Source organism: Leucobacter sp. PH1c, assembly GCF_000633415.1.
Classification (GTDB): Bacteria; Actinomycetota; Actinomycetes; order Actinomycetales; family Microbacteriaceae; genus Leucobacter.
The window spans coordinates 69,619-89,780 of record NZ_AYMV01000003.1; the positions used below are offsets into that span (position 1 = coordinate 69,619).

Sequence of the window (20,162 nt, forward strand, 5' to 3'; positions counted from 1 at the left end):
CGGTTCCCACCAGTTCGATGCTCTATTGAAGGATCCTGTGATGTCCACTCCCGCAACGCTCACCCGCACCCTCGCCGCCGCGCTCGCGCGCCACGCCGACCGCAGCTTCGGCCTCATGGGCAACGGCAACGCCCACCTCATCGAGAGCCTCGCCGAGGCCGGGGTGCCCTACACGGCCGTGCGCCACGAGGCCGGCACCGTCGCCGCGGCCGACGCGTACGCGCGCGTGAGCGGCAAGCTCGCGATCGCGACGACCACCTACGGCGCCGGCTTCACCAACACGCTCACGGCCCTCGCCGAGGCCGCGCAGGCGCGCATCCCGATGCTCGTGGTGGTCGGCGACGCGCCGAGCTCGGGCCCCCGCCCCTGGGACGTGGACCAGGAGATGCTCGCCGCGGCGCTCGGCGTGCGTACCCACATGCTCACCGTGACGAACATCGAGCGCACCGTGGACCGCGCCGTCTCGTATGCGCTGCGGCTGCGCCGCCCCGTCGTGCTCGGCATCCCCTACGACCTCGTCACCGCGCCCGTCGCGGCGACGAGCGCGGCGGGCGATGCAGCCACCGGCACGGCGGCGAGCGACGCCACCGCGGGCGGGATCGATCTGAACGACCCCGCCGTGCTCGCTGCGCTCAGCGCCTCGGTCGCGGATGTCGCGGCGCCCATTCCGCCCGCAGCGGCGCCCGCGACCGAGCCGTTCGCCGCGCTCGCCGGGCACCAGCTCGAGTCCGCCGCGCGTGCGCTGCTCGAGGCGGAGCGCCCGTTCGTCCTCGCGGGCCGCGGCGCGCACGTCTCCGGCGCCTCGGCCGAACTCGGCCGCGTGGCCGACGCGCTCGGCGCCCTCACTTCGACGACCGCCCTCGCGCGCGGCATCTTCCCCGCAGCGGAGTACGACCTCGGCGTGACCGGCGGCTTCGGCCAGATCCCGGCGATGGAGGTTGTCGCGCAGGCGGACGTCGTGCTCGTAGTGGGCGCAGCACTCAACCAGTTCACGATGCGCTTCGGCGATCTCTTCGGCCCAGGCACGACCGTGATCCGCATCGACAGCGAGCAGGTCGCTCCCCCCAAGACGAACCACCCGATCACGCATCTGCTGCTCCAGGGCGACGCGCGCGCGACGCTCACCACGCTGCTCGGCGCCATCGAGGCCGCGGGCGGACGAACCGGCGGCTGGCGCGAGCGGGTCGCCGGCCTCGAGGCGGGCGGCGCGCTCCGCGCACGGGCGACCGGCCTCGATGAGCACCCGGACGGCCTGTGCGCGGACGGGAGGCTCGATCCCCGTGCGGTCGCCGCCCGCATCGGCGAGCTCCTCCCCGCCGACCGCCACGTCACGACCGACGGCGGCCACTTCCTCGGCTGGGCCAACATGTACTGGCCGGTGGCCTCCCCCGAGCGCATGATCATGGTCGGCACGGCCTACCAGACGATCGGCCTCGGCTTCCCCACGGTCGCCGGCGTCGCCGCGGCGGCCCCGGGCACGACGACGGTGCTCAGCACGGGCGACGGGGGCGGGCTCATGGCGCTCGCCGATCTCGAGACCGCGATCCGCACCTCGCCCAGCGGGGTCATCGTCGTGTGGAACGACGGCGCCTACGGCGCCGAGGTGCACCTGTACGGCCTCATGGGGCTCGATGAGGCGCCCATGCTGATCCCCGATGTCGACTTCGCTGCGCTCGGCTCCGCGCTCGGCGCCCAGGGCGTGCGCGTGGAGCAGCTGAGCGACCTCGACGCACTCGGCGAGTGGACGGCGGCGGGGGCCCGCGGCACGATCCTCCTCGACTGCCGCGTCTCGCGCAGCGTCGTCGCCGAGTACCAGCGCGAGATCCAGCGCGTCAACGGGCTCGACGTCCCGGAGGCGTAACTCCGCGGAACCCCCGTGCGCGGCGCGGGGCCGGGGTGCTCCCGGTCCCGCGCCGCGTTGGCGTTACGCCTCGGAGTTCCAGAGCACGTGCGTGCCGTCCGCCTGGGTCGCCTGCCACACGGCGCCGCACTGCTCGACCTGCTCGAGCCCGGCGTCCTGGATCAGCAGGGTCATGGCGAAGGAGCCGGGGCTCGAGGAGGCCGCCGAGCAGCTGCCCGTCAGGCGATCCCCCGCCCAGCTCGCGGCGACGCGGTCGCCGTCCTGGACGAGGCGCACGTTCGTCGCGTCCTTCGGGAAGCCCTCGGGCAGCACGCCGTCGGTGATGAGCTGCTCGATCTCGGCCGTGCTGGGCGAGGTCTCGGTGGTCCCGGCGCTCGTGCTCGACCCGCCGTTCGTCGTCCCGCTCCCCGAACCCGAGTTCGTGCCCGAGCCCGATTCCCCCGCGGCTCCCGCGCAGCCCGCGAGGAGGAGCACCGCAGCCGCCATCGCCGTCGCAGAGCCAGCCAGCCGGAGCGCGCGCCGTCGCTCACCGGCGCTCCGGCCCGAGCCGCGATCCGCCCCGCCGGCTCCGCTGCGGCCCTCGGCCGCGCGATCCATCGTGTCCCGCTCCATCATGTCCCGCTGCATCATGTCCCGTTCCTCTCGTTGGGTGCTCCCGATGCTAGGCAGGAATACTGTGCAACGTCACGGCACTTCCTCGCAGGAAGCTGAACGCGCCGCTCAGCGCCAGGCCGGGCGGGGAACCGAGTCGATCAGCTCGCGCGTGTAGGGGAGGCGCGGCGCGCTGAGGAGTTCCTCGGTCGGCCCGGACTCCACGATCTCGCCGCGGCGCATCACGAGGGTCTCGTCGCAGACGCGCCGCACGACCCCGAGATCGTGGCTGATGAACAGCAGCGTGAGGCCCTGCTCCTCGCGTACCCGCGCCAGGAGATCGAGCACCTGCGCCTGCACGGAGACGTCGAGCGCGCTCGTCGCCTCGTCCATCACGAGCAGCTCGGGCTGGATCGCGATCGCGCGAGCGATCGCCGCGCGCTGCCGCTGTCCGCCCGAGAGGGTGCGTGGCCTGGCGGTCGCGTGCTCGGCCTGCAGCCCGACTTCGCCGAGGAGTTCGACGGTTCGGCGGCTCGCCTCGGCGGCCCGGAGCCCCGTGTGGAGCAGCAGCGCGTCCTCGATCGCGCGGCCGACCGGGATCCGCGGGTCGAGCGAGAGGTACGGGTCCTGGAACACCATCTGCGCGCTCCGGGCACGAGCGAGCCGCGCCGCGCGCCCGCGCTGCGCGGCGCCCCGCTCGGCGCCGCCGATGCGGAGCGTGCCCGAGTCGGGCGTCTCGAGCCCGATGATGAGGCGGGCGAGCGTCGACTTGCCCGAGCCGGACTCGCCGACGACCCCGAGCGCGCCCCCGCGGGGGATCGTGAGCGAGGCGCCGCGCACCGCGGGCACGGGGGCCCGGCCGCGCGGGTGGTACGTCTTCGAGAGCTCGGAGACGAGGAGCAGCGGCTCGCCGCCGGATCCCGCATCGGCGGGCCGGGCCGCGTCGCCGGGCCGGGCCGCGTCGCCGGGCCGGGCCGCGTCGCCGGGCCGGGCCGCGTCGCCGGGCCGGGCCGCATCACCCGCCTCGACGCTCGGCGTCGCGGCGATGAGCCGCCTCGTGTACTCGTCCGCGGGAGCGGTGAAGATCTCGCGCGCGGTGCCCTGCTCGACCACGCGCCCGCCGCTCATCACGAAGACCCGGTCGCAGATGGACGCCGCGAGGTTCAGGTCGTGCGTGATGAACAGCATGCCCATGCCGCGCGCCGCGCGCTGCTCCTGCAGCACCTGCACGATCTCGGCCTGGGTGGTGACGTCGAGCGCCGTGGTCGGCTCGTCGCAGATGAGCAGCCGGGGCGCGCCCGTGAGGGCCCCCGCGATCATCACGCGCTGCAGCATGCCGCCCGAGAACTCGTGTGGGTACTGCCCGAAGTGCTCCTCGGGGCGGGGCAGCCGCACGGCGCGAAGCAGCTCAACCGCCTGCTCCTTCGCCGCGGCGGGGGCGACGCCGTGGCAGAGCCGCAGCGCCTCGGTCAGGTGATCGCCGATCGTGCGCATCGGGTTGATGCCGGCCCGCGGATCCTGGAAGATCATCGCAGCGTGCGAGCGGCGCACGTCGAGGAGCGTGCGCTTCGCGGCCCCGAGCACCTCGGCGCCGTCGCAGCGCACGCTGCCCGAAGTCCGGGCGCCGTCGGGCAGCAGGCCGAGCACGGCGCGCGCGGTGAGCGACTTCCCGGATCCGGACTCCCCGACGAGGCCGACGGTCTCCCCGGGCTCCACGCGGATCGTGATCCCGTCGAGCAGACGCTTGCCGTTCGGGAGCTCGAGGCTCAGGTCTGTGATGTCGAGCAGTGTCACGCGGACACACCTCCTCCGATTCGTTCGGACAGTTCTTCGCCGATGATGTTGACCGCGACCACCACGATGACCACCGCGACGGCGGGGACGACGGCCGGCAGGAAGTGCCCGCCAGCGATCCCCGGCTGGGCCTCGTTGATCATCGCGCCCCAGTCGGCCGTGGGGGCCTGCACGCCGAGGCCGAGGAACGAGAGGCCCGCCAGCTCGGCGAGCACGTACCCGAAGTTCAGGGTGGACTGCGCGCCGACGATCGGGAACACGTTCGGCAGCACCCGGCGCAGCGCGATCCACGCGCCGCTGAAGCCCTGCACGCGGTACGCGGCGACGTAGGGGCGGTTGCGCTCCGCGGTGACGAGCGATCGCGTGAGGCGCGCGACGAACGGCGCGTAGGCGAGGCTCATGGCGATCACGGGGGCGACGAGCCCCTTCCCGAAGAGGGCGACCGCCATGATCCCGATGAGGAGCGCGGGGAAGGCGAAGATCACGTCGAAGATGCGCCCGAGCACGGCATCGATCCAGCCGCCGCGCCAGGCCGCGAGCAGTCCGAGCAGGATGCCGACGACGGTCGAGAAGACGACGACGAGGAGCGGCCCGAGCAGCGCCGTGCGCGCGCCCCAGATCATGCGGCTCAGCATGTCGCGGCCGAGACCGTCCGTACCGAGCCAGTGGGCGGCGCTCGGCCCGCTGTTGAACGCGAGGAAGTCGACGGCGTCGGGGTCGGTGGGCGCCACGAAGGGCGCGAGCGCCGCGGCGAGCGTGACGGCGCCGAGCACGATCGCGCTCACCAGGAACAGGACGTTGGGGCGGCGTCCGCGCGGGGCGCGCAGCACGCGCACCGCGGTGGTGGGAGTGGGAATGGTCATCGCGCATCAGCTCCTGCGGCGGCACGGGGGTCAATGAGGGGCTCGAGCAGGTCGACGAGCGCGTTCACCACGACGAAGGCGGTGACGACGAGCAGGACGATCATCTGCACGACGGGGAAGTCGAGGCGGTCGACCGATTGGACGAGCAGCGAGCCGAGACCGGAGATGCCGAACGCCGACTCGACGATCGTGCTCGCGACGAGCAGGCCGGCGACGAGCAGGCCGCTCACCGTCACGATCGGACCGATCGAGTTGCGGAACACGTGCCTGCGGATCACCGCGCGGCGGGAGATGCCGCGGCTGAGCGCGACCTCGACGTGCTCGCGGCCGATCTGCTCGACCATCGAGGAGCGGGTCACTTTGCCGACGAGCACCACGAACGAGATCGCGAGGGCGAGCGCGGGTAGGAACAGGTGGTACACCGTGTCCCAGAAGCCGGTGCCCGAGCCGAAGGTGGGGAACCAGCCGAGGGTCACGGAGAAGATTGAGATGAGCACGATCGATCCGACGAACGACGGGATCGCGCCGAGCACGGTGAGGAAAATGAGCGTGGCCCGGTCGGCCAGTTTGCCGCGGTTGAGCGCGGCGACCACGCCCGCCAGCACGCCGACGACCGCGATCATGAGCCCCGCGAGCACGACGAGCCCGAGGGTCACGGGGAGCCGGTCCCCGATCACCGTCGCGACGTCCTGCCGGAACTGCAGCGAGCGCCCGAGGTCGCCGCGGAAGATGCCGAGCAGCCAGTTGACGTACTGCTCCCACGGCGGCAGGTCGAGGCCGTACTGCTCGGTCACGGCCGCGACCGCCTCGGGGCTCGGCTTCCTGCCGCGCAGCAGGAACCGGACGGGGTCGCCCGGAACGAGGAAGCGCGAGAAGAAGACGAGCAGGGAGGCGAGGAACAGCGTGAGCAGGAGCGCACCCAGTTTGGATGCGATGCGGCGCACGTACATCATCATCAGGTCTCCGTTCGGTGCCGCGGCCGGCGGGGTCTCCCCCGCCGGCCGGGAGCGGGTGGGATCAGCGCGCACCGAGTGTCGCGGCCCAGGGGTAGTAGAGGAAGGCGATCGAGGGCGACAGCCCCGTGACGCGCTCGCCGAGATACATCGCGTTCGGCACTTCGGCGATCGGCAGCCAGGGCAGCTCGGCATTGGCGAGCTGCTGCGCCTGCGCCGTGAGTTCGCTCCGCTCGGCCGGGTCGAGGGTCGAGACCGCGTCGGTGACGAGCTGATCGAACTCGGGGTTCGACCAGTTGCCGTAGTTGCTGAACTCGCCGGTGCGGAGCACGGAGTACATCTCCAGGGGGTCCGGGCTCGAGAGGTACCAGACCGTGTAGAAGAGGTCGACGCCCTCGCGGGCCGCGGGGTCCGAGAACAGGGTCGTGTACGCCGCGGGGGTCACGGTGTCGATCTTCGGCTCGAGCCCGATCGCCTTCGCCGCCGCCGCGGTGGCCTGCGAGATCACCGCGAACTCCTGGCTGATCGGGGCGGTCGTGATCGTGATCTCCTCACCTGCGACGCCGGCGTCCGCGACGAGCTGCTTCGCGGCCTCGATGTCGTAGGGGTAGTGCTCGATGTCCGAGAACGCCCGCTCCATCGCCGCGGGGTCGCCGTCGGCCCACACGGACTCCGTCGTGAACACGTCGGTGGGGCGGCCGACTCCGCTCGTCATGGCCTGGAGCACGCCCTCGCGGTCGATCGCCATGAGCAGCGCCTGCCGCACGCGCGCGTCGCCGAGCGGTCCTTCCAAGTCGGAGACGATGAGGTTCGACACCGAGGTGTTGAGCCCAAACAGCACATCGCCGGCGCCGGCCGCTTCGAGGTTCGCGACGGCGTCGAGCGGGAGCAGCCAGCTGCCATCGGCCTCGCCCGACTTCAGCGCGTTCGTGCGCGCCGTCGCGTCGGCCATGAAGACGAAGTCGAACTGCGCCGACTTCGCGCGGAGCTCCGCGTCCCAGTACCCGTCGAAGCGGCTGAGCGAGATCCGCTCCCCCGCCTTCCAGGAGTCGAACTGGAACGGCCCGGTGCAGTTCACCCCGGCGCTCGAGTTGCCGTAGTCCGCGCCCGCTGCAGCGAGCGTCGCGGCCGACTCGATGACGCCCGCGGAGCCGCCCATGCCGAGGGGGAACTGGGAATCGGGGATCGTGGTGGTGACGGTCACCTCGCGCTCGCCGGTCTGCTCGATCGAGGCGACGTTCTGGTAGACGCTGTTCCAGGAGGAGCCGACGGCGGGGTCGAGGTGGCGGCGCATGGAGGCCACCGCGTCGGCGGCTGTGAGGGGCGTGCCGTCGTGGAAGGTGACGCCGTCCCGGAGCCGGAACACCCACGTGGTCGGGGTGGGGTTCTCGTACGACTCCGCGAGGCCGGGCGTCAGCGTGAAGTCCGGGTTGAGGCGGAGGAGGGACTCGCAGACGTTGGCGAGCACCTGATTGTCGGCGTAGTCGAAGGCGTAGGCGTAGTCGAGCGAGAACGGCTCGGCATAGCTCGCCCAGGTCACCTGGTCGAGTTCCCCCGAGGGGGCCGCGGTCTGCTCCGTGAGCTTCCACTCGACGGGAGCGCTCGCAGCGCCGCCGGATCCCGCGCACGCGGTGAGGGTGAGGGCCGCGATCGCGACGGCCGCGGTCAGTGCGGCGCCGCGACGGCGGCTCCGCTTCGTCGGTGTGAACATCGGTGTTCTCCTAGCGTGGGTGCCGCGCGGTGCGCGGACACGGGGTGGTGGGCGGGGCGTCTCCGCCCCGGTCGGGCTCAGGGCGTCCGGGTGAAGACCCGCTCGCCGTCGAGCCAGGTCTCGCGGACGCTCGCGGTGTGGAGCTCCGCGGCGTCGAGGTCAAAGGGGTTCGGCTCGATGACGACGAGGTTCGCGAGGAAGCCCTCCCGGATCCAGCCCGTGTCGTGGTCCCGATGGTTCACCCACGCGGAGCCCGAGGTGTAGGCCGCGAGCGCGACGTCGAGCGGCAGCTGCTGGCCCGTGCCGCCGAGGGCGGGGGCACCGGACTCGGGAGCGCTGCGGGTGACGCCGATGTGGATCGCCGCGAGCGGATCCGCGGACGAGACGGGCCAGTCGCTCCCCGCGGCGAGCCGCGCGTCGCCCCGGAGGAGGTCCCCGAACGGGTACTGCCGCAGCTCGGCGCCGGCCTGGAGGAACGGCAGCGTGAGCGTGTCGAGCTGCTCCTCGTGGGTGGCCCAGAGCATCTGCAGATTCGCCGCAGCGCCCGCCGCGGCGAACCGCGCCGCGTCCGCCTGAGTGACGACCTGCAGGTGCGCGAGGTGGTGGCGCGCGTCGCTCGGGCCGTTCACTCGCCGGGCCGCCTCGACCGCGTCGAGCGCATCGCGCACGGCGCGGTCGCCGAGGGCGTGGAAGTGCACCTGCATCCCCGCGGCGTCGAGCATCGTCACGGCCTCGACGAGCAGTTCGGCATCGATGAACGAGATCCCGTGGTTGCAGGTGTCGTGCCCGTGCTCGTCCCGGTAGGGCTCGATCATGGACGCGGTGAAGTTCTCCGCGACGCCGTCGACCATGATCTTGACCGTGCCGAGGTCGAAGCGGTCGCTCGTCCCGCTCGCGCGGCGCGCGTCGCGGCGGGCGATCTGCTCGGCGATCTGCTCCAGTCCCCGGTCGCGCTCCCACCACTGCGCACCGACGACGTGGGCGCGCAGCTGCCCCTCCGCGATCGCTCGCTCGTAGGCCTGGATGGTGCCGGATCCGGGTCCGTCGGCTCCGACCCACGCGTCCTGCCAGCCCGTGATGCCCTGGGCCAGGAGTGCGTCGTGCGCGTGGAGCAGCCCGCGGTACACGAGCTCCGCCGAGAGCTCGGGCTTCACCGCGTCGAAGAGCCCGCCGGCGCCCTCGTGGAACGTACCGGCCGGGAAGCCGTCCGCTTCGCGCTCGATGCGCCCGTCCTCGGGGTCCAGGGTGTCGGCCGTGAGCCCGGCAGCGCGGATCGCCGCGGTGTTGGCCCAGCTGCTGTGGTGATCGCGGCTCATGAGAAGCACGGGCCGGTCGGGCACGATCGCGTCGAGCAGCGCTCGCCCGGGTGCACCTCCGGCGAAGTGGTCCATCGACCACCCGCCGCCCAGGATCCAGGGCTCCTCGGGCGCAGCCGCGGCGTAGGCCGCGACGACCCGCACCGCATCCGCAGCGTCGGAAGATCCCGTGAGATCGCACTGGAGCGCTTCCACTCCGCCGCTCGCTGGGTGGATGTGCGCGTCCTGGAAGCCGGGCGAGAGCAGCGCCCCGCGAAGCTCGATCCGCTGAGTGCCCGGCCCCGCGAGCGCTTCCGCCTCGGCCGCGGGCACGATGGCGGTGATCCGCTCGCCCGTGACCGCGACGGCGACCTCCCGCAGGGGCGCTCCTGAGCCGGTGAACACGGCCCCGCCGGTGAACAGAACGTCGCACGCCATGTCGCGCCTCCTTCAACAGTGAATGGGAATGAGATGGAGCGTACGGGACCGCGATCGCATTTGTCAAAGGGTTTGACAACGTGTGTGTCAATGCCTGCTCGCGCGGCGCGCCGCGGCACGGACCCGCGTCCGCGATGCTCTACGCTGGGGCCAGGAAGGAGCCTCATGTCCCCCACCCCAGACCGCGCCAAAGCCGAAGCCGACGCCCTGCAGCGCGGCAGCCGCGGCGCGCGCCGGGTGCGCCTCGATCCCGAGAAGATCATCGCGACGGGTCTCGCGGTCGCGGCTGAGACCCGCACGAACGAGTTCTCGGCGAAGGCCCTCGGGCTCCGGCTCGGCGTCGATCCGTCCGCGATCTACCGGCACTTCCGCAGCAAGGGGCATCTCATGGAGGCGCTGCTCGACGCGCTCCACGCCCGCGCGCTCGCGACGATCGATGCCGAGGCAGACGATTGGCGCGGCCGCGTGACCCAGCTGGCGGACAGCACGCTCCGCGAGTACTGCGCGCACCCCTCGATCGCGGCCGAGGCCATGGTACTCACGACACACGGACCCGGCGAGCTGGGCGCGATCGAGCTACTGCTCGACGCACTCGATCGCGCGGGGCTCCCGCCCGCGGCGGTGGTGCAGCACTACGCACTGCTCTCCTCGTACATCCTGTCGACCGCATCGGGCATCGCGCGCGCCCGGATCGAGAGCGGCGAGCGGGATCCTGCCCCGACGACGTCACCCTGGTTCGACGGCCCGATCCTCGCCGACCCGCAGCGCTACCCCGGGATCGCGCGCCACGCGGCGCAGCTCGCGGCCCTCGAGGACCGCGAGACCTTCATGCTCGGGGTGCGCACGCTCCTCGACTCGGCGGCCCGGGCCGCCGCGGCCTAGCCCGCGGAGGCGCTCGCCCGGGCGAGGCCAGCGACCAGTCGCGCGAACGCGGCGGTGATCCGCCCCTCGTCGACGCCGCCGGCCACGCGGATCGCCCCCTCCCGGAGCGCGCCGACGAGCAGAACGGCGGTCGACTCAGGATCCACCTCCGCGGCCACCTCACCCCGCTCCCGCGCCGCGGCGAGATCCTCGCGGATCATGGCGACGCTCGCCCCGGATCCGATGCCGCGCTCGGCGCCGTCGACGATGAGCGTCGGCCCGGAGACGTTGAAGAAGTCCCCGATGTGGGGCGTCGCGGCGAGCGCGTTCATCTCGCGCGCGTGGGCGGCGAGGCGCTCGCGCCACTCGCCCTCGGCAGAGGCGGCCGCCCGCGTGCGCTCGACGAGCTCCGTGCCGAGCCGCGCGTATGCGGCCCGGAGCAGCTCGTCTCGCCCGCCGGGAAAGTGCGCGTAGACCGTGCCGCGGGAGATGCCGGACTGCGCAGAGACCCGGTCGATCGTCGCGGCGTCGACGCCGCCCTCGGCGACCACCGCGAGCACGGCGTCGACGAGCTCCTGGCGCGTCCGGGCCTGCCGGCGTTCGCGGAGCGTGGTTCCTTGCGGGGCGGTTGCGGCGGTCACGCCCTCCATCCTAGGACGCCGCACGGCACTTGTGTACCGCGAATTCAGTTTCTATACTCTGAGTACAGAAACCGTCGCCCCGAGCCGAGGAGCCCCATGAGCGCACACGAGCGCACCGTCGCGACCGAGCTGGCGAGAGCCGCGCTCCCCGAGTACGGCATCGCCGCAGATACCCCGCTGGAGCTGCTGAAGCACCGCGAGAACGTCGTGTTCGGGCTCACCGCGGGCGGACAGGACTACGTGCTCCGCGTGCACCGCCGCGGCTACCACTCGGACGACGAGCTGGCGTGCGAGCTCGACTTCGTGCGGGCCCTCGCCAGCGAGGCCGTCGCCGTGCCCCACTTCGTTCCCGCCCGCGACGGGCGCGGCTTCTGCGTCGTGGGGCGCGAGCACCCGGCGGGTCCGCACCAGGTGGACCTGCAGCACCGCATCGAGAACTCGGGGAACTTCGGCGACGAGCGCACGGCGGTCGCCGGGACGGCGACGCTCGAGCCGAGCGACTTCGCGGCGCTCGGCCGATTGGCCGCCGAGGTGCACGCGGCGAGCGTGCGCTCGGGGTACACGATGGCCGTCCCCCGCGACGACTGGGACGTCGACGGGCTCGTCGGGCCGGCGCCCGCGTGGGGCGACCCGTTGCGCATCACCGAACTCGCCGGGGCCGACCGGGAGCTCGTCGTCGCCGCGATCGCGCGGATCCGCACGGTGCTCGAGGCGTACGGCACCCCGGCGCACCGCTTCGGCCCCATCCACGCCGATCTCACGCCCGAGAACGTGCTGCGCACCTCTCACGGGCTCGTGCTCATCGACTTCGACGACTTCGCGGCGGGCTGGCACCTCTTCGATCTCGCGACGGCGCTCTACTTCTTCACCCCGCACCCGCGCGCCGAGGAGTACCGCGCAGCGCTCTTCGCCGGCTACGAATCCGTGCGCCCCCTCGACGCGGCCGACCACGCCGCCTTCCCCGCGATGCTCCTCGCCCGCGGCCTCACCTACCTGGGCTGGGCCGCCGACCGGCGCGGCGAGGACACCGCGGAGTGGCACGCGCGCACCGTGCTCCCCCACGTCGTGGAGCTCGCCCGCGCCCTGCTTGCAGACCCCCCAGCACCGCACGCCGATCGGAGCGCATCATGATCTCGAACGCCGAACTCATCGCCCGCCGCAATCGCACGATCGGCCCGTACTCGCCGCTCTTCTACGACGAGCCGCTGCAGTTCGTCTCCGGCTCCGGCGTGTGGCTCACGGAGGCCTCGGGCGAGCGCTTCCTCGACGGCTACAACAATGTGCCCCACGTCGGCCACGCGAACCCGCGCGTCGTGCGCGCGCTCGCCGAGCAGGCCGGCACGCTCAACATCCACACCCGGTACCTGAACGAGCGGGTCGTCGCGTACTCGGAGCAGCTCCTCGCCACCTTCCCCGCACGGCTTGACCGTGTCCTGTACGGGAACTCCGGCTCCGAGGCGAACGAGCTCGCCATCCGCATCGCGCGGCAGCTGACGGGCGCGCGCGGCATGCTCGTCTCCGACTACAGCTATCACGGCACCACGATCACGCTCGCCGAACTCACGACGGGGCTGCGCACCCGCGAACCGCTCGCACCGCACGTGCGGGCGATCCGCGTGCCCGACCTCGATCGCGACCCGCGCCCGGAGCCCGAGGTGCTCGCCGCGGCGCTCGCGGAGATCGACACCGCGATCGCCGAGCTCGCGGATGCCGGCCACGGCCTCGCCGCGAGCCTCTTCGACCCGCTGTTCTCCACGGAGGGCATGGCGCGCGTCCCCGAGGGCTACGTCGCCGGGCTCGTCGAGCGCGTGCGTCGCGCGGGCGGGCTCGTGATCGCGGACGAGGTGCAGAGCGGCTTCGGCCGCACGGGCAGCCACTTCTGGGGGCACGAGTGGGCGGGGATGGATCCCGACCTCGTCACACTCGGGAAGCCCATGGGCAACGGGCACCCGATGTCCGCCGTCGTGACGAGCGCGGCTGTGCTCGACGAGTTCGGGCCCCGCAACGAGTTCTTCAACACGTTTGCGGGGAACCCCGTCTCCGCGGCCGTCGGCGCCGCCGTGCTCGATGAGATGGCCGCGGCCGAGCTCATGCCGCGCGCGGCGAAGCTCGGCGCCGTGGCGCGGACCCGCTTCGATGCCCTCGCGGACCGCTACGAGTTCGTGCGCGCCGCGAAGGGCACGGGGATGTTCCTCGGGCTCGAGTTCGCGCGCGACGGCCGCCCGGCGCCCGATCTGGCGAAGCGCGTCGTCGAGGCGATGAAGACGCGGCGCGTGCTCATCTCCCGGATCGGCCGCGACGAGAGCGTGCTCAAGGTGCGCCCGCCGCTCGCGTTCGGCGCGGACGAGCTGCCGATCCTGCTCGATGCGCTCGACGAGTCCCTCGCCGAGGCAGAGAGGGTGTAGTCTCTGGGCAAGAAGCGGCAGCGCGGCCAGGATTGTGACGCACGACGCACGACGCGCCACCGCAGCGACGCAGTGAGGTGATGAGGCATGCAGACGGCCGAGCCGCAGCGCGCGTCCACTCCGGACCAGCGCCCCCTCCAGGTGGACGGACTCGCGAAGTTCCGAGCGCTCGTGAGCTCGGCGTTCGTCCCGCTCAAGATCACGACGGAGCGCGATGAGCCGTTCGCCGCGCGCTCGGCCTCCGCGCAGGCCGACGATGTGGTGTTCACCGAGATCGCCGCGCGCCCGCACCTCGTGGAGCGCACGCCCGAGAATATCGCGGACGGCGGCAGCGGTTACTACAAGGTGAGCCTCCTGCTCGCGGGGACGAGCATCCTCGTGCAGGACGGGCGCGAGCTCGTGATGCGCGCGGGCGACCTCTCGGTCTACGACACCTCGCGGCCGTACTCCCTGCTGTTTGGCGAGGACTTCCGCAACCTCATCATGATGTTCCCGAAGGACCGGCTGGATCTGCCGATCCCCTTCACGGAACAGCTCACCGCGGTCTCGCTCAGCCAGGAGCACCAGGGCCTCGCGCCCGTCGTGAGCGCGTTCCTCTCGCAGTTCCCCGCGCAGCTCACCCCGCTCGACGAGCGCGTGCGCGCCAAGCTCGCGCACACGAGCCTCGACCTCATGGGCACCCTGTTCTCGAGCATCCTCGACGCGGATCCCGCCCAGCGCGACCCGCACCAGATGCTTCTCCAGAAGATCACGGGCTACATCGACCAGCACCTCGCGTCACCCGAGCTGTCGCCTGGCACGATCGCCCAGGCGCACTACATCTCGACCCGGCACCTGCACGCGCTGTTCCGGCAGGCGGAGACTACGGTCTCGACCTGGATCCGCGAGCGGCGCCTGGAGCGCTGCCGCGCCGACCTCCTCGACCCCGTGCTGGCCGACCGCACGGTCGCCGCGATCGCGAGCCGCTGGGGCTTCGCCGATGCGGCCCACTTCAGCCGCGTCTTCAAGACCGCGTACGGGGTGTCCCCGAGCGAGCTCCGCCTGAGCTGAGCTGCGCTGCGCTGAGCTGAGCTGAGCAGCGCTGACACGCGCTGCGCTGCGCTGACACGTGCTGCGGTGCGCGGGCCGCCGCCCGTGCACCGCAACCATTCCGTGATCCGGATTGACTCGGAGAGCACGGCCGTTGACTCTCACGGCAGGGCCGTCCCGCCGCGGTTCCACAGAATCTGTACGCTGCGTACAGTTCTGAGCGGAAGACGGGCAGCGCGGCCCGCCGGGCTCGAGGATGAGCCGGGCCTCCGCTGCTCGTATCGCACAGCGGCACGAAGGAGTGGACCCGATGATCGTCGACCAGACGACCCCGACACGCAGTGACGACACGACCGCCGCGGACCCGAGTGAGTGGCGCAGCTACGACGAATTCGCCGCCGGCATCGACACGTTCCGCCTGCCGAGCGAACCGCTCACCGGCACCGCACTCGGCCTGCGCCTCGACGACGGCTCGCGCCTCGAACTCGTCTTCGCAGCGGAGACCGTGCGCTGGCGCGCGAGCGGCGCACTCGGCTCCGCCGCCGGTGCGGTCCCGGACGAGCAGGGCGCGGAGCTGAGCGCCGAACTGGGCGCCGAGCAGGAGGATCCCTACGAGGCCGTGCGCGTGCGCGCCGATGTGGTCTTCGTGCACCTGCCCCTCGATTCCCGCCCGCACGAGGCAGTCACGGTCGTGTTCTCGGAGACGACGCACCGCGCGCTCGTGGTGCGCTCCGCCATCGGCGCCACCGACCGGGCCGAGGAGCCGCGCGTCGGCCAACGGTTCTGGGCCGCCGTCACCGACGGGGGCCCGGCGAGCGGCGAGGCGCCGCAGCCGTCCCGCGACCTGATCGGCAAGCGAAACCTCTACCGCTACAGCCCGTTCCACCTCTACGAGCACGTCTACCTGTCGAGCGAGCGCTACGCCTGGCAGTGCGTGCAGGGTGTGCAGCGCGGGCACGGCGACGTCGATCTCTCGACCGTCTGGAAGTTCGCCGACGGGCTCTACCTCTTCTGCTTCCGCGAGTTCCGGATCTCGGTCGCGAGCGTCTGGCTGCACGACCTGGGCTACGCACTGCGCACCACGGGCGTGTTCCTCGGCCTCACCGGCGAGGGCACCGCCGAGCACTCCCGCGCCGGCGGGCACATCTACCCGCAGGGATCCGTCACCTACCCGGACGTGCAGCCGGTCTGACCGGCGCCCGTCCTCCCGCAGTTCCCCGTTCTCCCCGAAAGGACCGACTCATGAAATCACGTTTCCTCGGCGCTGCGGCGCTCACAGCGGCGGCAGCGCTCGCCCTCAGTGGCTGCGCAGGCGCCGATGGCGGGGGCGACGGCGCCCCCATCAAGATCGGCTCGGTGAACACGCTGAGCGGCGCCGCGACCTTCCCGGAGGCGAGCGCAGCAGCGCAGGCCGTGTTCGACCGCGTCAACGCCGACGGCGGCGTGAACGGACACCAGATCGACTACAAGACGGTCGATGACAAGGGCGACCCCGCCTCGGCGACGGCCGCGGCGCGCGAGCTCGTCGGGAGCGACGAGGTCGTCGCGCTCGTCGGCGGCGCCTCGCTCATCGAGTGCGAGATCAACCAGGACTACTACGCGCAGGAGAGCGTGCTCTCGATGCCCGGCATCGGCGTCGACACCGGCTGCTTCAACTCGCCGAACATCGCTCCGGTGAACCTCGGCCCGTTCAACGACATGACGCTCACCCTGCTGAACGGCTCCGAGAACCTCGGGCTCGACGACATCTGCGTGCTGCTCGAGATCGCCGGCTCGACGAAGCCCGCCTACCTCGCGGGCGTCGAGCGCTGGACGGAGCTCACCGGAAAGAAGCCGCTCATGGTGGACGACACCCTCCCGTACGGCGGCTCGGACTACACCCCGTACATCGTGAAGGCGAAGAACGCGGGGTGCAAGGCCATCGCCGTCAACTCGATCGAGCCCGACGGGATCGGCCAGGTCAAGGCCGCGCAGGCGCAGGGCTGGGACGACGTCTCCTTCCTGTTCCTCACCTCCGTCTACAGCGAGAATTTCGCTTCGGCGCTCGACTGGACGGGCGCCGGGGTGCACGTGCCCGCCGAGTTCTTCCCCTTCACTGAGGACAACGAGATCAACGCCGACTGGAAGGCGCTGATGGAGGAGAACGACATCCCGCTCACCTCGTTCAGCCAGGGCGGCTACCTCGCGGCGATGAACTTCGTCGAGGTGCTCTCCGGCATGGAGGGCGACATCACGCGCGAGTCCGTCTCTGAGGCGCTGCACGGGATGGAGCCCATCGAGAGCCCGATGGTCGCGTTCCCCTACCAGTTCGATCAGATCGCCGCGCAGGACTTCACGCCCGGCGGCTGGCCCGTCGTGCTGAAGTCGGGCACGAACGCCTGGGAGAAGTCGGCTGACGACTGGCTGCTCCCCGCCGGCTGAGCCGCCCTGCGCCCCGCGCCCGGTGCGACGCCACGTCGCACCGGGCGCTTCCCCCGTCGTCCTCTCCCGCGAAGGAGCACCATGCGTCTTCCCCTCCTCCCCATCTCCCCCGGAGTCCGCTCGTGAACGGCGGCGCGCTCCTTCAGGGCGCGATCGCGGGCCTCGCCTCGGGCGGGCTCTACGCGGTGCTCGCCGTCACCCTGACGCTCATGAGCCGGCTCGTGCGCGTCGTCAACTTCGCGCAGGCAGCTACGGGCATGTTCGCCGCGTTCTCCGCCGTGTGGCTCGCGACGAGCCTCGGGCTGCCGGTCTGGGCGGCGACGATCGTCGGCGTCGTCATCGGTGCCGCCCTCAATGGCGCGATCGGCTGGATCGCCGCCACCTGGCTCTCCGAGGCGTCGGTCACCCTGCGCTCCGCGATGACCGTCGCGCCGCTCCTCATGCTCATCTCGCTGTCGTTCATCCTCTTCGGGAACAAGCCGCAGCCGTTCGCCCCGCTCCTCCAGGGGCCCGCGTTCACCATCGCCGGGGTGGTCGTCAGCTGGGTCACGGTCGTGATGGTGCTGCTCGCCGTCATCGTCGCGGCGGGCTGCGCGCTGCTCCTGCGGCGCACGACGATCGGCACGCAGCTGCGCGCCCTCTCCGAGCGCCCCACGACGGCCGAGCTCATCGGGATCGCGGCGAAGCCGCTCTCGATCGGGGTCTGGGCCGCGACGGGCGCGATCTCCGCCGTCACGGTGCTCGTGATCGCCCCCTCGCAGTCGAACGACGCGATCAGCCTCTCGATGCTCATCATCCCGGCGTCAGCGGCGGCGCTGCTCGGCGGCTTCCGCCGGCTCGACCTCGCGGTCGTCGGCGGGCTCGTGCTCGGCATCATCTCCGGTGTCGTCGCGCAGATCCCCGCGGTCTCGTTCGTCCGCAACTTCATCCCGTTCCTGTTCATCGTCGTGCTGCTGCTCTGGTCGCAGCGGAAGGAGGTGTGGGATGCTGCGCGCTGACCACCGTCTCCGGAAATTCCTCCCCGTCGCCGTCGCCCTCGTCGGAATCGGCATCGCCTGGGCGCTCAGCGTCGGCCTGTCCGGGTACTACGTCTTCCTCGGCATCAGCGCGCTCACCGCGGTCATCGCGGTGCTCGGGCTCGGCGTCGTCACGGGCTCCGCGGGCATCATCGCCCTCTCCCAGCTCACCTTCGCGGCGATCGGCGCCTGGGTGGTGGCCTGGCTGAGCGCTGCGGAGGCCCCCGGTGGCTTCGTCGTCTGGCTGCTCCTCGGCGGGCTCGCCGGCGGGCTGGCGGGCGTGCTCATCGGCCTGCCCGCGCTCCGCCTTCGCGGCGTGAACCTCGCCGTCGTGACCCTCGGCTTCGCCGCCGCCTTCGACGTGATGCTCGTGCAGATCCAGTTCCCCGGCTCGGTCGACGGCATCGCCGTCACCCGACCGCTCGCGTTCTCGAGCGACCGCGAGTACTTCTTCTTCGCGGCGATCGTGATGATCGTCTGCGCGCTCATCGTCTCCTGGTTGCAGGGCAGCCGCATGGGCAGCGGGTGGAAGGCCGTCGCGTTCTCCGAGCGCGGCGCCGCCGCGGTCGGCCAGAGCGTCTCCGCCGCGAAGCTCTCCGCCTTCGCCGTGAGCGCCGCGCTGGGCGGCATCTCAGGCGGCCTCCTCGCGGGCCAGGTACAGCTCCCCTTCGCCTCCAGCTTCGCGCCGCTCCAGTCGCTCGCGCTCTACATCCTCGCGGTGATGAGCGGGGCCTACCTCATCGACATGGCGATCTTCGGCGGCATCCTCTGGGTCGTGGTGCCCGAGCTGCTGAAGAAGTGGGGCGTCCCGCAGGACTGGGGCTTCGTGGTGTTCGGCCTGCTCGGCATCCAGGCGCTGACGAGCGGCTCGAACCTCGGCGAGGCCATCCGCGGCGTGCTGCGGAAGCGGGCGAATCAGCGCGCGGCGGACCGTGCCGCGGAGGCCCCGCCCGAGGTCGGCACGAGCGTGCTCGACGTCTTCGCGGTCCCCGAGGCGGCCGAGCCGATCCCCGAGGGTGCGCCGCCCGTGCTCGAGGTGTCCGGGCTCGGCGTGCGGTTCGGCGCGCTCGCGGCGCTCGATGATGTCTCCCTCACCGTGCGCCCCCGCAGCATCATGGGCCTCATCGGCCCGAACGGCGCAGGCAAGTCCACGTTCGTCGACGCCGTGAGCGGCTTCCTCCCCCACCACACGGGACGCACGATCCTCGACGGCGCCGACATCAGCGGGCTCTCCCCCGTGCAGCGCGCGCGGCACGGCCTCCGCCGCACCTTCCAGCAGGATCGGGTGCCCCCGCAGCTCTCGATCGAGGGCTACGTGCGCTTCGTCGCGCGCCGCCGCATCGATCATGACGAGCTCGCCGATGCCCTCGCGTTCCTCGGCTGCCCGCCCCCGGAGACCCCGCTCACGGTGGTCGACGCGGGCACGCGGCGGCTCGTCGAGGTCGCCGCCGCCGTGCTCGCCGGGCCTCGGCTCCTCATCCTGGACGAGCCGGCCGCGGGCCTCTCCCACGAGGAGCACGTGCAGTTCGGGCACCGGCTCACCCGGATCCCGTCGCGCTTCGACACTGCGATCGTGCTCATCGAGCACGATCTGGACCTCGTGCGCTCGGTCTGCTCCGAGCTCACGGTGCTCGACTTCGGCAAGGTGCTCGCCCAGGGCCCCACCGCCGACGTGCTCGATACCCCCGCCGTGATCGCGGCCTACATGGGAGATGCGGAGGTCAGCTCATGAGCGAGCTGCAGCTGTCAGGAATCACCGTGGCGCGCGGGGCCGGCCCCGTCGTCTCGGACGTCGACCTCGTGCTCCGCGCGGGCGAGATCGTCGCCCTCGTCGGGCCGAACGGCGCGGGCAAGACGAGTCTCCTCGAGGCGGTCTCGGGGGTGATCCCGCACACGGCGGGCGAGCTCTCGCTCGACGGGGCCTCGCTCGCGAAACGCACGCGGGTGCAGCGCGCCCGGCTCGGGATCGCGCACATCGAGCAGGGGCGGGCCATCTTCCCCTCGCTCACGGTGCGCGAGAACATCATGCTCACCGCGAAATCCGAGGCGAAGCTCGCGGAGGTCATCTCCTCGTTCCCCGAGTTGGAGAAGCGCATCGACTCGCAGGCGGTGCTGCTCTCGGGCGGCGAGCAGCAAATGGTCGTGCTCGCGCGGGCCTTCGCCTCGCAGCCGCGGTTCCTGCTCATCGACGAGATGTCGCTCGGGCTTGCCCCCGTCGTGTTCATGCGCCTGCTGCCGCTCATCCAGCAGATCGCGGCCTCGGGCGTCGGCGTGCTGCTCGTC

Annotated in this window: 17 protein-coding genes; 10 read left to right on the forward strand and 7 right to left on the reverse strand. The window is 72.1% G+C overall.

The genetic code is table 11. The features are described 5' to 3' along the window. The first annotated feature begins 40 nt into the window (after nucleotides 1-40). Nucleotides 41-1,861, forward strand: a complete 1,821-nt coding sequence (locus U874_RS0100970; RefSeq protein ID WP_025132682.1) for a thiamine pyrophosphate-binding protein — start codon at nucleotides 41-43, stop codon at nucleotides 1,859-1,861. Nucleotides 1,862-1,924: 63 nt separating this feature from the next. On the opposite strand, the gene U874_RS0100975 is transcribed toward U874_RS0100970, so the two are convergent. The 6 genes from U874_RS0100975 to U874_RS0101000 form a co-directional block, all read right to left on the reverse strand. Continuing rightward, nucleotides 1,925-2,491 (reverse strand): hypothetical protein, encoded by a 567-nt coding sequence (locus tag U874_RS0100975; RefSeq protein ID WP_025132683.1) that lies wholly within the window; start codon nucleotides 2,489-2,491, stop codon nucleotides 1,925-1,927. A gap of 90 nt (nucleotides 2,492-2,581) precedes the next feature. Then, nucleotides 2,582-4,246: an ABC transporter ATP-binding protein gene (locus U874_RS0100980; protein ID WP_029987352.1), complete on the reverse strand. Its 1,665-nt coding sequence runs from the start codon at nucleotides 4,244-4,246 to the stop codon at nucleotides 2,582-2,584. Continuing rightward, the gene (locus U874_RS0100985; protein WP_025132684.1) at nucleotides 4,243-5,109 is read right to left on the reverse strand and encodes an ABC transporter permease; all 867 of its coding nucleotides are present in this window, start codon (nucleotides 5,107-5,109) and stop codon (nucleotides 4,243-4,245) included. Before U874_RS0100985 ends, U874_RS0100980 begins: the two co-directional genes overlap by 4 nt. Further along, complete coding sequence (locus U874_RS0100990; RefSeq protein WP_025132685.1) at nucleotides 5,106-6,062, reverse strand: ABC transporter permease; 957 nt, start codon at nucleotides 6,060-6,062, stop codon at nucleotides 5,106-5,108. The genes U874_RS0100985 and U874_RS0100990 overlap by 4 nt, the downstream gene beginning before the upstream one ends. A gap of 64 nt (nucleotides 6,063-6,126) precedes the next feature. Beyond that, nucleotides 6,127-7,773, reverse strand: coding sequence for an ABC transporter substrate-binding protein (locus U874_RS0100995; protein WP_025132686.1), 1,647 nt, complete (start codon nucleotides 7,771-7,773; stop codon nucleotides 6,127-6,129). A gap of 77 nt (nucleotides 7,774-7,850) precedes the next feature. Continuing rightward, complete coding sequence (locus tag U874_RS0101000) at nucleotides 7,851-9,506, reverse strand: amidohydrolase (RefSeq protein ID WP_025132687.1); 1,656 nt, start codon at nucleotides 9,504-9,506, stop codon at nucleotides 7,851-7,853. A 165-nt stretch (nucleotides 9,507-9,671) separates the two neighbouring features. Between U874_RS0101000 and U874_RS0101005 the strand changes: the two genes are divergently transcribed. Continuing rightward, a complete protein-coding gene (locus U874_RS0101005; protein ID WP_025132688.1) occupies nucleotides 9,672-10,388 on the forward strand; it encodes a TetR/AcrR family transcriptional regulator in 717 nt (238 codons plus the stop codon). Here the strand turns inward: U874_RS0101005 and U874_RS0101010 are convergent. Further along, complete coding sequence (locus U874_RS0101010; protein ID WP_025132689.1) at nucleotides 10,385-11,008, reverse strand: TetR/AcrR family transcriptional regulator; 624 nt, start codon at nucleotides 11,006-11,008, stop codon at nucleotides 10,385-10,387. The genes U874_RS0101005 and U874_RS0101010 overlap by 4 nt on opposite strands. 96 nt (nucleotides 11,009-11,104) lie before the next feature. Between U874_RS0101010 and U874_RS0101015 the strand changes: the two genes are divergently transcribed. From U874_RS0101015 to U874_RS0101050, 8 genes are all read left to right on the forward strand, one after another. Next, complete coding sequence (locus U874_RS0101015) at nucleotides 11,105-12,139, forward strand: phosphotransferase enzyme family protein (RefSeq protein ID WP_025132690.1); 1,035 nt, start codon at nucleotides 11,105-11,107, stop codon at nucleotides 12,137-12,139. Beyond that, a complete protein-coding gene (locus U874_RS0101020; protein ID WP_036057439.1) occupies nucleotides 12,136-13,413 on the forward strand; it encodes an aspartate aminotransferase family protein in 1,278 nt (425 codons plus the stop codon). Before U874_RS0101015 ends, U874_RS0101020 begins: the two co-directional genes overlap by 4 nt. 87 nt (nucleotides 13,414-13,500) lie before the next feature. Continuing rightward, entirely contained in the window at nucleotides 13,501-14,463 is a 963-nt protein-coding gene (locus U874_RS0101025) for a helix-turn-helix domain-containing protein (protein WP_025132692.1), read from the forward strand. Nucleotides 14,464-14,752: 289 nt separating this feature from the next. Next, nucleotides 14,753-15,634, forward strand: a complete 882-nt coding sequence (locus tag U874_RS0101030) for a MoaF C-terminal domain-containing protein (RefSeq protein ID WP_025132693.1) — start codon at nucleotides 14,753-14,755, stop codon at nucleotides 15,632-15,634. Nucleotides 15,635-15,684: 50 nt separating this feature from the next. Then, nucleotides 15,685-16,863 carry an ABC transporter substrate-binding protein gene (locus U874_RS0101035; protein WP_025132694.1) on the forward strand — a complete coding sequence of 393 codons (1,179 nt, stop codon included), beginning with the start codon at nucleotides 15,685-15,687 and terminating at the stop codon, nucleotides 16,861-16,863. 122 nt (nucleotides 16,864-16,985) lie between these two features. Further along, complete coding sequence (locus tag U874_RS0101040) at nucleotides 16,986-17,861, forward strand: branched-chain amino acid ABC transporter permease (protein ID WP_025132695.1); 876 nt, start codon at nucleotides 16,986-16,988, stop codon at nucleotides 17,859-17,861. Then, entirely contained in the window at nucleotides 17,848-19,611 is a 1,764-nt protein-coding gene (locus U874_RS0101045) for an ATP-binding cassette domain-containing protein (RefSeq protein WP_025132696.1), read from the forward strand. Before U874_RS0101040 ends, U874_RS0101045 begins: the two co-directional genes overlap by 14 nt. After that, on the forward strand, nucleotides 19,608-20,162 hold a 555-nt coding region (locus U874_RS0101050; protein ID WP_025132697.1), incomplete at its 3' end, for an ABC transporter ATP-binding protein. The genes U874_RS0101045 and U874_RS0101050, both read left to right, overlap by 4 nt.

Bases quoted from the DNA above. Each gene is read 5' to 3' on its own strand.
- U874_RS0100985 (WP_025132684.1), bottom strand. From the start codon at position 5,109: ATGACCATTCCCACTCCCACCACCGCGGTGCGCGTGCTGCGCGCCCCG.
- U874_RS0101015 (WP_025132690.1), top strand. From the start codon at position 11,105: ATGAGCGCACACGAGCGCACCGTCGCGACCGAGCTGGCGAGAGCCGCG.
- U874_RS0101020 (WP_036057439.1), top strand. From the start codon at position 12,136: ATGATCTCGAACGCCGAACTCATCGCCCGCCGCAATCGCACGATCGGC.
- U874_RS0101035 (WP_025132694.1), top strand. From the start codon at position 15,685: ATGAAATCACGTTTCCTCGGCGCTGCGGCGCTCACAGCGGCGGCAGCG.
- U874_RS0101000 (WP_025132687.1), bottom strand. From the start codon at position 9,506: ATGGCGTGCGACGTTCTGTTCACCGGCGGGGCCGTGTTCACCGGCTCA.
- U874_RS0100995 (WP_025132686.1), bottom strand. From the start codon at position 7,773: ATGTTCACACCGACGAAGCGGAGCCGCCGTCGCGGCGCCGCACTGACC.
- U874_RS0101045 (WP_025132696.1), top strand. From the start codon at position 17,848: ATGCTGCGCGCTGACCACCGTCTCCGGAAATTCCTCCCCGTCGCCGTC.
- U874_RS0100975 (WP_025132683.1), bottom strand. From the start codon at position 2,491: ATGATGCAGCGGGACATGATGGAGCGGGACACGATGGATCGCGCGGCC.
- U874_RS0101030 (WP_025132693.1), top strand. From the start codon at position 14,753: ATGATCGTCGACCAGACGACCCCGACACGCAGTGACGACACGACCGCC.
- U874_RS0100990 (WP_025132685.1), bottom strand. From the start codon at position 6,062: ATGATGTACGTGCGCCGCATCGCATCCAAACTGGGTGCGCTCCTGCTC.
- U874_RS0100970 (WP_025132682.1), top strand. From the start codon at position 41: ATGTCCACTCCCGCAACGCTCACCCGCACCCTCGCCGCCGCGCTCGCG.
- U874_RS0101005 (WP_025132688.1), top strand. From the start codon at position 9,672: ATGTCCCCCACCCCAGACCGCGCCAAAGCCGAAGCCGACGCCCTGCAG.
- U874_RS0101025 (WP_025132692.1), top strand. From the start codon at position 13,501: ATGCAGACGGCCGAGCCGCAGCGCGCGTCCACTCCGGACCAGCGCCCC.